The sequence below is a fragment of the Pseudoalteromonas sp. MMG024 genome (assembly GCF_021654175.1).
Taxonomy (GTDB): domain Bacteria; phylum Pseudomonadota; class Gammaproteobacteria; order Enterobacterales; family Alteromonadaceae; genus Pseudoalteromonas.
On the sequence record NZ_JAKFZO010000007.1, the window covers coordinates 63,607 to 75,950 of the forward strand.

The 12,344-nt window shown below is 41.8% G+C and carries 12 protein-coding genes; 8 read left to right on the plus strand and 4 right to left on the minus strand.

Going from position 1 to position 12,344, the window contains the following annotated elements:
* Window positions 1-5 precede the first annotated feature (5 nt).
* On the minus strand, window positions 6-1,064 hold the full coding sequence (locus tag L1068_RS08245) for a type IV pilus twitching motility protein PilT (protein ID WP_010561719.1): 1,059 nt from the start codon (window positions 1,062-1,064) through the stop codon (window positions 6-8).
* 37 nt (window positions 1,065-1,101) lie between these two features.
* Here L1068_RS08245 and L1068_RS08250 point away from each other — a divergent pair, with 37 nt between their 5' ends.
* The 4 genes from L1068_RS08250 (at window position 1,102) to L1068_RS08265 (ending at window position 3,703) form a co-directional block, all read left to right on the plus strand.
* Window positions 1,102-1,788 carry a YggS family pyridoxal phosphate-dependent enzyme gene (locus L1068_RS08250; RefSeq protein ID WP_237129863.1) on the plus strand — a complete coding sequence of 229 codons (687 nt, stop codon included), beginning with the start codon at window positions 1,102-1,104 and terminating at the stop codon, window positions 1,786-1,788.
* Window positions 1,789-1,812: 24 nt separating this feature from the next.
* Window positions 1,813-2,634: a pyrroline-5-carboxylate reductase gene (gene proC, locus L1068_RS08255; RefSeq protein WP_100913880.1), complete on the plus strand. Its 822-nt coding sequence runs from the start codon at window positions 1,813-1,815 to the stop codon at window positions 2,632-2,634.
* Window positions 2,634-3,170 carry a YggT family protein gene (locus L1068_RS08260; protein ID WP_237129864.1) on the plus strand — a complete coding sequence of 179 codons (537 nt, stop codon included), beginning with the start codon at window positions 2,634-2,636 and terminating at the stop codon, window positions 3,168-3,170. Before proC ends, L1068_RS08260 begins: the two co-directional genes overlap by 1 nt.
* Before the next feature lie 92 nt (window positions 3,171-3,262).
* Complete coding sequence (locus L1068_RS08265; protein WP_237129865.1) at window positions 3,263-3,703, plus strand: DUF4426 domain-containing protein; 441 nt, start codon at window positions 3,263-3,265, stop codon at window positions 3,701-3,703.
* A 350-nt stretch (window positions 3,704-4,053) separates the two neighbouring features.
* Here the strand turns inward: L1068_RS08265 and L1068_RS08270 are convergent, their stop codons facing one another.
* A complete protein-coding gene (locus L1068_RS08270) occupies window positions 4,054-5,733 on the minus strand; it encodes an alkaline phosphatase (RefSeq protein WP_237129866.1) in 1,680 nt (559 codons plus the stop codon).
* A gap of 204 nt (window positions 5,734-5,937) precedes the next feature.
* Between L1068_RS08270 and rdgB the strand changes: the two genes are divergently transcribed.
* From rdgB to L1068_RS08285, 3 genes are all read left to right on the plus strand, one after another.
* Window positions 5,938-6,531 carry an RdgB/HAM1 family non-canonical purine NTP pyrophosphatase gene (gene rdgB, locus L1068_RS08275; RefSeq protein WP_237129867.1) on the plus strand — a complete coding sequence of 198 codons (594 nt, stop codon included), beginning with the start codon at window positions 5,938-5,940 and terminating at the stop codon, window positions 6,529-6,531.
* On the plus strand, window positions 6,531-7,667 hold the full coding sequence (gene hemW / locus L1068_RS08280) for a radical SAM family heme chaperone HemW (RefSeq protein ID WP_237129868.1): 1,137 nt from the start codon (window positions 6,531-6,533) through the stop codon (window positions 7,665-7,667). The genes rdgB and hemW overlap by 1 nt, the downstream gene beginning before the upstream one ends.
* Before the next feature lie 82 nt (window positions 7,668-7,749).
* Entirely contained in the window at window positions 7,750-9,576 is a 1,827-nt protein-coding gene (locus L1068_RS08285) for a DUF885 domain-containing protein (protein ID WP_237129869.1), read from the plus strand.
* A gap of 106 nt (window positions 9,577-9,682) precedes the next feature.
* Here L1068_RS08285 and mdh read toward each other — a convergent pair whose 3' ends face one another.
* A complete protein-coding gene (gene mdh, locus L1068_RS08290; protein WP_010561728.1) occupies window positions 9,683-10,621 on the minus strand; it encodes a malate dehydrogenase in 939 nt (312 codons plus the stop codon).
* Window positions 10,622-10,908: 287 nt separating this feature from the next.
* On the opposite strand from mdh, the gene argR reads away from it, so the two are divergent.
* Window positions 10,909-11,376 carry a transcriptional regulator ArgR gene (gene argR, locus L1068_RS08295; protein ID WP_054979988.1) on the plus strand — a complete coding sequence of 156 codons (468 nt, stop codon included), beginning with the start codon at window positions 10,909-10,911 and terminating at the stop codon, window positions 11,374-11,376.
* Window positions 11,377-11,432: 56 nt separating this feature from the next.
* Here the strand turns inward: argR and L1068_RS08300 are convergent, their stop codons facing one another.
* Entirely contained in the window at window positions 11,433-12,344 is a 912-nt protein-coding gene (locus L1068_RS08300; protein WP_237129870.1) for a Dyp-type peroxidase, read from the minus strand.

The window sequence follows — 12,344 nt, forward strand, 5'->3', positions numbered from 1 at the left end:
TACCCCTAGTAAGATCGTGCGCCTGCTGCGCCAAAGTTGCTCTTATCGTGGGCTTTTGCATATGCATCTTGCTGTGTAATTAAGCCGCGATTTAGCAAGTTACCTAAACACTGATCCATCGTCTGCATGCCGTGCGATGCACCGGTTTGTAGCGATGAATACATTTGCGCAATTTTATCTTCACGAATAAGGTTACGAATTGCTGGTGTACCTATCATAATTTCGTGTGCTGCGATTCGTCCGCCACCTACTTTTTTCACGAGTGTTTGTGAAATTACAGCACGTAATGATTCAGATAGCATTGAACGTACCATGTCTTTTTCTTCACCTGGGAATACGTCGATAATACGGTCAATGGTTTTTGGTGCTGAGGTGGTGTGCAAGGTGCCAAATACTAAGTGACCGGTTTCTGCCGCGGTCATTGCAAGGCGAATGGTCTCTAAATCACGTAATTCACCGACCAGAATAACATCTGGATCTTCACGAAGTGCCGAGCGAAGTGCGTTATTAAAGCTGTGTGTATCACGGTGTACTTCACGTTGGTTTATTAAGCTTTGCTTATTGTCGTGTACGAATTCGATAGGATCTTCAATAGTCAGAACGTGGTGATGCTTATGCGAATTAATATAATCAATCATCGCGGCAAGCGTTGTTGATTTACCCGAACCTGTCGGTCCCGTTACCAACACTAAGCCACGCGGGTTATTGGAAATATCTTTGAATATTTCAGGACAGCCTAAGTCATCAAGGGTTAAAACGGTGCTTGGGATGGTACGAAATACCGCGGCTGGACCACGGTTAGAATTAAAGGCATTAACACGGAAACGCGCTAGGTTTGGCACTTCGAAAGAAAAGTCACATTCTAAGTTTTCTTCGTATTCTTTTCGCTGCTTATCATTCATAATATCATACACTAAGCCGTTTACGTCTTTTGGTCCAAGTGCGGGGATATTGATTCTTCGAACGTCGCCATCAACGCGGATCATAGGTGAAACACCTGATGATAAGTGTAAATCTGATGCATTATGTTGCACACTGAATGCCAGTAATTCAGTAATGTCCATTGGATTGCTCCACTAAGTTACTTATTTGAATAATTATATGATTACAATAGCAGAACGACTTAAAATAGCCTATGACAGAATCGCAAAAGCGATAAAAAATTCTCACATTTTAGGGCAAAAAGTGGCTTTATTGGCGGTCAGTAAGACAAAGTCTAGCACTTTAATACGAGAGGCCTACCAAGCTGGCCAACGTCAATTTGGCGAGTCATACGTGCAAGAAGCGGTCGATAAAATCGCTGAATTATCCGATTTAAGCGACATTGAATGGCACTTTATCGGCCCTATTCAATCGAATAAAAGCGCACAAGTAGCAGCTCATTTTGACTGGGTGCAAAGTGTCGACCGCATTAAAATAGCCAGACGCCTAAATGATCAACGCCCCTCTGAACGCGCTAAATTAAATGTGCTTATACAAGTTAATATTGATGATGAGCAGAGCAAGTCTGGCTGTTCGCTGTCAGAAGTGGATGCCTTAGCTCAGTACATTGCAACATCTGACAACTTGCTATTGCGTGGTGTTATGGCCATTCCTAAAAAAAGCGATTCACTAAACGAGCAACAACACAGCTTTGCCAAACTGCAAACTTGTTTTAATCAATTGAAATCCCAATATGATAGTATAGATACGCTTTCAATGGGCATGAGTAACGATGTTGAAGCAGCAATAAGTCAAGGCAGCACTATGGTGCGTATTGGCACCGATATCTTTGGCCCAAGAAACTAACGATTAACCAAAAAGAGAGTTCCTATGTCACAAAACACCATTGCATTTATTGGTACCGGTAATATGAGTTACGCCATTATTGGCGGATTAATCAATGGCGGCTTTGCCCCAAACAATATTATCGCAACCAACCGCAATGCAGAAAAACTTGCCAAAGTTGGCAATGACTTTGGTATTCAAGTAACTAACGACAACATAAAAGCAATCGATCAAGCCGATTACGTTGTACTCTCGGTTAAACCGCAAATGATGGCAGACCTATGCCAAACCATTAAAGATTCAGGTATCGCCTACCAAGACAAAGTGTTTATTTCCGTTGCGGCAGGCATTAAAGTGGCGCGTTTACAAGAAATGCTAGACCACCCGGTTAAGATGATCCGCTGCATGCCAAATACCCCTAGCTTACAAAGCAAAGGCGTAAGTGGCTTATTCAGCAATAATACCAGTGAGCAAGAAAAACAATTTGCTACCGAGGTATTTAGCGCAACAGGTATTGTTACTTGGCTTTCAGAAGAAGACCAAATTAACGATATTATTGCGGTAACGGGTTCATCTCCTGCGTATGTATTTTTGTTCTTAGAAGCGATTGAACAAAAAGCAAAAGAGCTCGGTTTTAACGCTGAACAAGCAAGAGAACTGGTACAGCAAGTGGCTGTAGGTGCCAGCGATATGGTGGCAAAATCGCCTGACTTATCAATCAGTCAGTTACGTGCTAATGTTACTTCAAAAGGCGGTACAACTGCCGCGGCAATCGCGCATTTAGAGCAGCAGAACTTAACGCAAACTGTCGCCGATGCGATGGATGCGTGTATCGCACGCGCACAACAAATGGAGCAAGAATTTTAATGAATGACGCGTTTCGATTTTTAGTTGAAGTCGTTTTTGACTTGTACTTGATGGTTGTATTACTGCGCTTTTGGCTACAATCCGCGCGCGCTGATTTCTATAATCCGCTCAGCCAGTTTGTAGTAAAAGCCACCAGCCCTTTACTCAACCCAATTCGCAAGGTAATTCCTGGACTTGGCGGTTTTGATCTTGCCTCATTAGTGCTTGCGCTGATTGTCGCCGCGCTCAAAATAGTGACCATTTCACTGCTGTTCTTTGGTGGAATTGAACCTGTTACCGTATTGGTTGGCAGTTTAATTACTGTGATCAAAGAAGGTTTAAACTTAGCCTTTTGGGTACTAGTTATCCGAGCAATTTTAAGCTGGGTAAGCCAAGGACATAACCCAATCGAAGCGATTTTCCATCAACTCACTGAGCCAATGCTACGCCCGATTAGAAAAATCATTCCACCAATTGGCGGGTTAGATTTATCAATCTTGGTGCTGATTATTGGATTACAGTTTCTGCAAATCTTATTCCTTGATTTATTTAGATAAAAACGAATAAATTCAGGTAGAATAAAAAAGCCGCAGAATGCGGCTTTTTTGTCATCTATACTAATATTAATACTTAATTTAAGGGGCGGATTATGAAAACCCTAATTTCACTTTGTTTAGCATTTTGTGCATTTATGGCTACAAGCGTTTTAGCAAATACCGAGCAAGGTGGGCAATACAAAGAGCTTGGTAACTGGCAAGTGCATTACATTGCTTTTCCATCAACTGTATTGCAACCAAAAATAGCGCAACACTATGGTATTGAACGCAGTAATTACAATGCGGTTATCAATATTTCGGTATTGGATAAAGCAACGAAAAAAGCACAAAAAATAGCTATTTCAGGCACTGCCAAAAACTTACTTGGTCACAATGAAGCGCTAGCATTTAAAGAGATCATCGATGGTGATGCAATTTACTATATTGCAGAGCTTGGCTACAGCAATGAAGAACTGTATCGCTTTAAGCTTGATATTAAAGGGCAAAATAAAAGCGAAGTACTCAGCTTTCAACAAAAATTTTATGTTGATTAAAGTTTTTTCTTAAACAAATTAGTCTACATATTAAAAAAGCGCCTTACGGCGCTTTTTTGTTACTAGGGTCTGTTGATCTTTGCTGTTCTATTTTTGTTCTCTTTGAGCGTGCTTTTATCGCGGCGCTCGATGTGTGGCCTAGCAATCTAAGCGAATATCGAACAACAATGAGAAAAGTGCGCTCAAAAGAACCGTTCGGCAGCGCTTGATTGGCTTTTCTACTGTGTTATCGGCTGACTCACATAGAATAACTATGCCACGCAGCCTCTGCCTTGTATAAAACCCAATCAAACTGCTGCAAAAACGAACTTGAAAGGTCAACAGACCCTAGTGTTACTCGATAAGCGAGTTTACAAGCCAAGCGCTGTCATCATTTTCTGACCAATATCAACATGGTGTTGCATGGTTGAGAACTGCTTAGTTACACCTTCAGGACCAAACGCATAAACTGGAACAGGTGCTGCTGTATGTGTACCTGTACCCCAAACAACATTTTGGTGACGAGCAAGTGCACGACCAATTTTTGCAGTGTGGTCTTCGTCTGCATATACATAAAACTCGTTAAAGTCGTCAAACTTTGGCGTTACATCAGCACTTTGATAAGAGTGATCTGGGTCATAGTAAGGGTTATTTTCACGCTCACCTACTTTCTCAGCTTCCTCTAGTGTCACTTTATACGCGCTGTAGTTATTAATTGCAGTCATCCAGTCGTTTGCTGTTGCAGCGTCAAAGTTCCAATCTGCGTTTGCCATATCAAGCATGTTGTAGAAAGTTCCCGACTGCTTATACAACATTTCTAAGTGGCTTAAATCACCAAAGTTGAAGTTAGGCTTGTAGTCGCGACCTTGCATGCCATCGCCAGGAAGTGTTGTTGCTTCAGGCATATTGTAACGTGAGTAACTAAAACCAAAACTGCCCGTTTCATGGTCAGCTGTTACAACAACTAGCGTATCGTTACGGTCTTTTACCCATTCGTAAACCGCTTCTACCGCTTCGTCAAACTTTAATAGTTCATGTAGCATCCAACCCGCATCGTTCGCGTGTCCTGCCCAGTCAATTTGACCACCTTCAATCATTAGGAAGAAGCCATCTTCATCTTTAGAAAGCACATCAAGTGCCTTTTTAGTCATTTCTTTAAGCGATGGCTGAGAACAGTTATTTGCTTCTTTACATGCTGAGTAGGCAATACCGTCAGCCATACCCGAGTTTGCGAACAAACCAAGTAGTTTAGTTGATTCTGTAGCAGCTAGCTGCGCTTTATCAAACGCTAGTTCATAACCAAACTGCTCTTTCGCTTCAACGACTAAGTTACGGTTGTCGCTACGCTTTGATTTTTTATATACCGATTCAGACGCGCCAAGTGCACTCATAACATCACGATCGGCCGCATCTGTTTTAATATCAGACGGTAAGAATACGCGAGCACCACCTGAAAGTAATACATCAACATTGCCACTTTCAATTAGCTCTTCAGCAATCGCAGGTTCAAGTGAACGATGTGGTTGGTGCGCGGCAAATGCCGCTGGTGTTGCATGGGTAATGCGAGTATCTGATACCAAGCCTGTTGCTTTGCCTGCTTTTTTCGCCTTTTCTAAAATGGTTTCAACGATATTACCTTGGTCATCAAGGCCAATCATTTCAGAACCTGCCGCTAAGCCTGTTGCTAATTGTGTTGCAGAACACGCTGAGTCAACAACCAGCTTACCATTATCACCATGCGGTGCATTAAGAGACAAGCCCATTACACCTTGATTGGCAAAGTTAGATAACGCAGTCACACCATTTTTAGCACTGTACGTTGAATTAGGTGCGCGGCGCGCATACTCTTCAAGTAAGCCAACTTGCTGAGGGCCCATACCGTCACCAATCATTAAAATCACGTTTTTAACTTCAGTAACCGCTACTGGTGGTACTTCCACCTCTTTAATTACTTCAACTTCTTTAATTACTTCTACGATTTCTTTATCGTCAGAACCGCAACCCGTCATAAGTAAGCTAGCAACTGCTAGGGCGACACATGTTTTTTTCATTATTTTGTACCCGTATGATTTAAAATTTGCGATAGCCTACTTATCTATTGTTAAACTAAGATTTCATATTTATGGCATTTAGAATAATCACTCGGGCTCTAACTCATTGAAAAGTAACAATATAACATTTCATGAAATCCACGAAGCAATACGCTTGCGCTCTTGATATAATACCTAACATCATTCCTTTAGAAATTTCGTTTTATGTCATTTGAAAAAATCGTTTTGGCAACGGGTAACCAAGGCAAAGTTGCTGAGCTTGCGCATAAACTTGCTAGTTTGAATATTGAAGTAGTCGCACAGTCAGAGTTTGATGTGCCAGAAGTTGCAGAAACCGGCACCACATTTATTGAAAATGCCATAATCAAAGCAAGGCATGCAGCAAAGATTACTGGCTTACCGGCAATCGCCGACGATTCAGGTCTGGAAGTTGAAGCGCTAGGCGGTGCTCCGGGCATTTACTCAGCACGATTTGCAGGTGTTAATGCGAATGACTCTGATAACATTGATAAGCTATTAAGTGAACTGGGCGATAATCCGAATCGTACAGCCCGTTTTTGGTGTGTATTAGTATTAATGCGCCATGCAGACGACCCTACCCCATTGATTTGCCAAGGTGTATGGCAAGGTGAAATTTTACCTGAGCGTCAAGGTGAACAAGGCTTTGGTTACGACCCAGTATTCTTTAGTCACGAGAAAAATTGCAGCGCGGCAATGCTGGATAAGGCAACTAAAAATAGCCTAAGCCACCGCGGAAAGGCGCTTAATCAACTGCTCGACTTGCTCAAGGCTAATTAATGAAACTGCCACCATTAAGTCTATACATACATATACCTTGGTGTGTGCAAAAGTGCCCCTACTGTGACTTTAATAGTCATGGCGTAAAGTCAGATATTCCTGAATCTGCTTACGTACAGCACTTGCTAGATGATTTAAAAACCGACCTTGCATATGTACAAGGCCGTAAACTCACTAGTATATTTATCGGTGGTGGTACACCGAGCCTGTTTAGTGAAAAAGCTATAGCTTCCTTATTGCAAGGTGTTGAGCGCCTTATACCGTTCGCAAAGGATATAGAAGTTACCCTTGAAGCTAACCCGGGTACTGTCGAAGCTGAGCGCTTTATTGGCTACCGCGCAGCTGGCGTCAATCGTATTTCTATTGGTGTTCAATCGCTGCAACAAGACAAACTAAAAAGCCTTGGCCGTATTCACAATGCCGATGAAGCAATTAATGCGGCAAAATTAGCAAAGACCATAGGTTTAAACAGTTTTAATATGGACTTAATGCATGGATTGCCAGATCAGTCCATCGATGATGCACTGAGTGATCTTAAACAAGTTATCGCGCTCAATCCGCCCCATATTTCGTGGTATCAACTCACTATTGAACCTAATACCCAATTTGCGTCAAAACCGCCTATACTGCCTGAAGATGAAACCTTGTGGCAAATTCAAGAACAAGGCCACCAGCTGTTAACGGATGCAGGTTACGAGCAATATGAAATATCAGGCTACGCCAAACCGGGTTATCAGTGTCAGCATAATTTAAATTACTGGCGCTTTGGTGACTACTTGGGTATTGGCTGTGGCGCCCATGGCAAAATCACCGATTTAACAACACAAAAACTGTTACGCACAGTTAAGGTAAAGCACCCTAAAGGCTATATGGACTTAACCAGACCATACCTATTTGATAGCTGGCACGTCGCAAATGATGAACTGCCTTTTGAATATTTCATGAACCGCTTGCGCCTACATGAATCATTCAACATCAACGAGTTTGTTGAGTTTACTGGGCTGCCACTTGAACACGTTGAAGCTAATTTAAATCACGCGGTTACTTCAGGATTAATGCAAAAAAACGACAATATCTGGCAAGTTACCGCAAAAGGACACCGCTTTTTAAATGACTTGTTACAATTATTTGTGTAACGTCGTTTGTAGCGACCCCTGTAAAACAGTAACGTTGAGTAAATACTTCGTTATAAAGTCATAACTATAAAGGTAAAACAAAATGCTTAAGCGCTCATTAATTGCAGCAGCAATCAGCTCTGTTTTTTTAGTTGGTTGTCAAAGACCAGCAACAACACAAGATACAACTGCTGAAGTAGTTAAACAACAATCAGAAAGCGAACGTGCAAACGCGTTCTTTGAAGAAGTTTTTATGCGCGGCGTAATGCGCAGCCCTGTTTACCAAACCTACATGGGCATCAAAAAAGACTATGACAAATGGGACGACGGTTCTGAAGCACGTGCGTTAGAAGATTTAGCGCTTGCGAAAAAAGACCTTGAAACGCTGCGCGCTTTTGATCGCAGCAAGCTAGATAGCACGACACAAGTTAGCTATGACTTAATGGAACAGCGTTTAGTACAAAGCATTGATGACTTTAAATGGCGCTACCACACGTATCCAGTAAATCAAATGTATGGCACACACTCAATGATCCCTGCATTTTTGATTAACCAACATCAAATTGCCGATTTAAGTGATGCAAAAGCGTATATTTCTCGTTTAAATGGTGTACCAACGGTATTTGAACAACTTGAAAAAGATCTAGAAACTCGTGCTGCAAAAGGCATTATCGCGCCTAAATTCGTGTTCCCACATGTAATTGATTCAAGCAAAAACATTTTGAAAGGTGCGCCTTTCACAACTGGTGAAGATTCAACCCTGCTTGCTGACTTTAAACGCAAAGTGGCAAAGTTAGAAATCGCACAAGATGAAAAAGACGCTCTTATCACTGATGCAACAAATGCTCTTAAAACAGCGGTTGGCCCTGCCTATGAATCGCTTATCAGCTACTTAATTGGTTTAGAATCTCGCGCTGATAACCGCGATGGTGCTTGGAAGTTCCCGCAAGGTGAAGCTTACTACAACAATGCGTTAGCACGCACGACGACAACCGATCTTACGGCGAAAGAAATTCACGCGATTGGTTTAGCTGAAGTTGCACGTATTCATGATGAAATGCGTGAAATCAAAGATAAAGTTGGTTTTAAAGGCGACTTAAAAGCATTCATGGAATTCATGAAAACCGACAAGCAGTTCTACTTGCCAAACACGGAAGAAGGTAAAGCAAAGTACCTTGCTGATGCGACGGCAATGATCGATAACATGAAGTCGCGCCTTGATGAGTTATTTATCGTTAAGCCAAAAGCCGACATGATTGTAAAACGTGTTGAAGCATTCCGTGAAAAAGCAGCAGGTAAAGCGTTCTACCAGCAACCAGCGCCAGATGGCTCACGCCCTGGTATTTACTATGCCAACCTGTACGATATGGAAGCGATGCCAACTTACCAAATGGAAGCGCTTGCTTACCATGAAGGTATTCCAGGCCACCACATGCAAATTGCTATCGCGCAAGAGCTTGAAGGCGTTCCTAAGTTCCGTAAGTTTGGCGGTTACACAGCATACGTTGAAGGCTGGGGTTTATACTCTGAAATGGTGCCAAAAGAAATGGGCTTATATGAAGACCCATACTCAGACTTCGGTCGTTTAGCGATGGAGTTATGGCGTGCATGTCGCTTAGTAGTAGATACAGGTATTCACGCAATGAAGTGGACGCGCCAACAAGGTATCGACTACTACGTAAATAACACGCCAAATGCAACGTCAGACGGCGTTAAGATGGTAGAGCGTCACATTGTAATGCCATCACAAGCAACGGCGTACAAAATCGGTATGATCAAGATTGTAGAATTACGTGAAAGCGCGAAGAAGCAACTTGGTGAAAAGTTCGATATTCGTGAATTCCACGATGTAGTGCTTAAGAGCGGTCCAGTGCCACTTAATACTCTTGAAGGCTTTGTAAACGATTGGGTTGCAAGCAAACAAGGTTAATTAAGTATTAAAAAATAAAAGGCGCATAAAGCGCCTTTTATTTGTTATCAATTAAGATACAAAAAAGGCCGCAATTGCGGCCTTTTATAATCTTTTCTCAACGCGATTAACCGTTGATGAAGTCGATACCTTCCTGAATGTCTTTGTTAAGCGTTTCAAGCATGTCGTTCTTTGCTTTCTCTTCGAATGCGCTAAGCTCACCGTAAGAAAGAATTTCTTCTACACCGTTTTTGCCTAAACGTACTGGGTGTGCGAAGTATGCTGCGTCACCACCGTCGATTGCAACGTATGCGTAGTCGATAACACCTTCTTCACCTTGTAAGCCTTTAACTAAAGACTGAGTGAAACGTGCAGCTGCTGCGCCCATTGAAAGTGTCGCTGAACCGCCGCCCGCTTTTGCGTTAACAACTTCAGTACCTGCGTTTTGAATACGTGGAGTAAGTGCTTCAACTTCTTCTGCAGTGAACTCAACACCTTCAACTTGTGAAAGAAGAGGAAGAATAGTTGTACCTGAGTGACCACCGATTACTGGTACTTTAACAGAAGCAACGTCTACGCCTTTAAGTTCAGCGATAAACGCTTCTGAACGGATAACGTCTAGTGTCGTTACACCGAATACACGGTTAGCTTCGTAAGTACCTGCCTTTTTGAATACTTCAGCAACGATTGGTACAGTGCCGTTTACAGGGTTAGTGATAACACCTACAAGCGCCTTAGGACAGTTTTTAACAATGCCTTCAGCAAGTGTTTTAACAATGCTTGCATTAACATTGAATAAGTCTGCACGGTCCATACCTGGCTTACGCGGCATACCTGCTGGAATAATTACGATATCTGCGCCAGCAAGTGCTGCATCTAAATCGTCTTTACCAAAACCTTCAACTTTAACTGCAGTTGGGATATGTGATAGGTCAACAGCAACACCTGGAACAACTGGCGCTACATCGTATAACGATAGCTCAGAACCAGCTGGTAATTGTGTTTTAAGTAATAAAGAAAGGGCCTGGCCGATACCACCAGCTGCGCCTAAAACTGCAACTTTCATGTGAATTCTCCGTGATTAGAGGTAGGTATTTAAAAAAGTGCCATAAAGATAATGAAAAGTGCGCATAAAAACAAATAAAACAGGTATTTTTTATATAAATCTCGACCATAGTTGTAAACTTTATCCGACTAGATTAGTTGACAACGCTATCAATTAAAAAAATCGCATTTTCATTGAGATTAATTCAACTCTAATTGAATTAAGATGACGATTTTATTAATGCAATTACCCCTAACTTGTGTAAAATTTAAGGTAACGTCCATCAATTGGTTAAACAGCCCGTTCACATGCAAATACAAGATAAACAAGAAGCGCTGGTTAAAGCGTTCAAAGCCCTTTTAAAAGAAGAAAACTTTGGTTCACAAGGCGAGATTGTTGATGCCTTAAAAGACATGGGTTTTGACAATATTAGTCAGAGCAAAGTGTCTCGCATGTTAAGTAAATTTGGCGCTGTACGTACACGTAATGCAAAACAAGAAATGGTGTATTGTTTACCTGCAGAAATGGGTGTACCGACAGCGAAAAGCCCGCTGCGCCAACTGGTAATTGATATTATGCATAACGAAATGATGATCATCATTCGTACCAGTCCAGGTGCTGCACAACTAATTGCACGTTTGCTTGATTCACTTGGCAAAGCAGACGGAGTGTTAGGCACCATTGCTGGTGATGATACAATTTTTATCGCCCCTGAAAAAGTCTCTGAAATTGACGTTACACTTGAGCGCGTTAAAAAGTTATTCGAAAACGTTTAAAACTAATTAAGAGAGTTTTGTATTGCATAACTCTCTTAAACTCTAGCTTGTTAAATCTAACTAGCTAATTCCCTTAGTATATTCACTGACGGCGCAAAAAACGCCGCACCAAAATCACTTTTCGCAAACTCTAGCCACATATCTGGGCCATTATCATCAATGTAGCCTAAACGGTGTTTGAGAAGCGTTTGAAACGCATAGCCGTTATTTGCACAGCTAATAAATAAAAAGCCCTGCTGGTTAATATCAGCAAATGGCATGCCTTGATTTAAAAATAATGCATTGCCATGGTCATCGTAAAGCTCTGTGCGTGCACTATGACTGTTTTCCGGAGCGCAACTAACCGCTTGATTAGAATTAGCCATTCGGCCCATTACAATTTCTTGTTCAGCTTTTGAGATTTCTTGCCACGCCTTTAAATCATAACGATAACGCTGCACATGAATATAGCTGCCCGCAGAAAATGCAACGTCTTCATCCCCGACTAAAGCGACAAGCTGCTTTTTGCGACCATGAGGATTAGCAACACCATAAATAAAGCCATTTAGGTCACGACCGTCTAAATAATGAAAACACTTTACTTGGTCAATCAGCTCAATATCACCATTCAGTAATTCAATTACTTCCATCACAAACAAATGAACTACATCAAGGCGATCTGCCCTAATTTGAATCATTAAATCTATCGGACGTGATGGCGTAGCATGCTCAATATGTTCAAATTGCGGAAAGCCTGCCAAGGTTTTTGGCATTTTACTGGGGTAAATATGTGGCCAGAATTGCGAACCAATCGCCACAACACAAGACACAAGCGCTTCTGAAAATTCGTGGTCAAACCGCTCTTGCATATCAATAATACTTGCCAATTTTTTCGACAAGCTGAGTTCTTGGCCATCTAATACATTTAAAAATAAATGCACACCATGTAAATTGGCTTCAGCACAAACTCCTGATTGCGCTTGTGGCAT

Excerpts from the sequence above, each read along its gene's own strand:
- L1068_RS08245 (WP_010561719.1), bottom strand. The coding sequence starts at position 1,064 with ATGGACATTACTGAATTACTGGCATTCAGTGTGCAACATAATGCATCA.
- L1068_RS08270 (WP_237129866.1), bottom strand. The coding sequence starts at position 5,733 with ATGAAAAAAACATGTGTCGCCCTAGCAGTTGCTAGCTTACTTATGACG.
- L1068_RS08250 (WP_237129863.1), top strand. The coding sequence starts at position 1,102 with ATGATTACAATAGCAGAACGACTTAAAATAGCCTATGACAGAATCGCA.
- rdgB (WP_237129867.1), top strand. The coding sequence starts at position 5,938 with ATGTCATTTGAAAAAATCGTTTTGGCAACGGGTAACCAAGGCAAAGTT.
- L1068_RS08265 (WP_237129865.1), top strand. The coding sequence starts at position 3,263 with ATGAAAACCCTAATTTCACTTTGTTTAGCATTTTGTGCATTTATGGCT.
- L1068_RS08285 (WP_237129869.1), top strand. The coding sequence starts at position 7,750 with ATGCTTAAGCGCTCATTAATTGCAGCAGCAATCAGCTCTGTTTTTTTA.
- L1068_RS08300 (WP_237129870.1), bottom strand. The coding sequence starts at position 12,344 with ATGCCACAAGCGCAATCAGGAGTTTGTGCTGAAGCCAATTTACATGGT.
- proC (WP_100913880.1), top strand. The coding sequence starts at position 1,813 with ATGTCACAAAACACCATTGCATTTATTGGTACCGGTAATATGAGTTAC.
- L1068_RS08260 (WP_237129864.1), top strand. The coding sequence starts at position 2,634 with ATGAATGACGCGTTTCGATTTTTAGTTGAAGTCGTTTTTGACTTGTAC.
- argR (WP_054979988.1), top strand. The coding sequence starts at position 10,909 with ATGCAAATACAAGATAAACAAGAAGCGCTGGTTAAAGCGTTCAAAGCC.
- mdh (WP_010561728.1), bottom strand. The coding sequence starts at position 10,621 with ATGAAAGTTGCAGTTTTAGGCGCAGCTGGTGGTATCGGCCAGGCCCTT.
- hemW (WP_237129868.1), top strand. The coding sequence starts at position 6,531 with ATGAAACTGCCACCATTAAGTCTATACATACATATACCTTGGTGTGTG.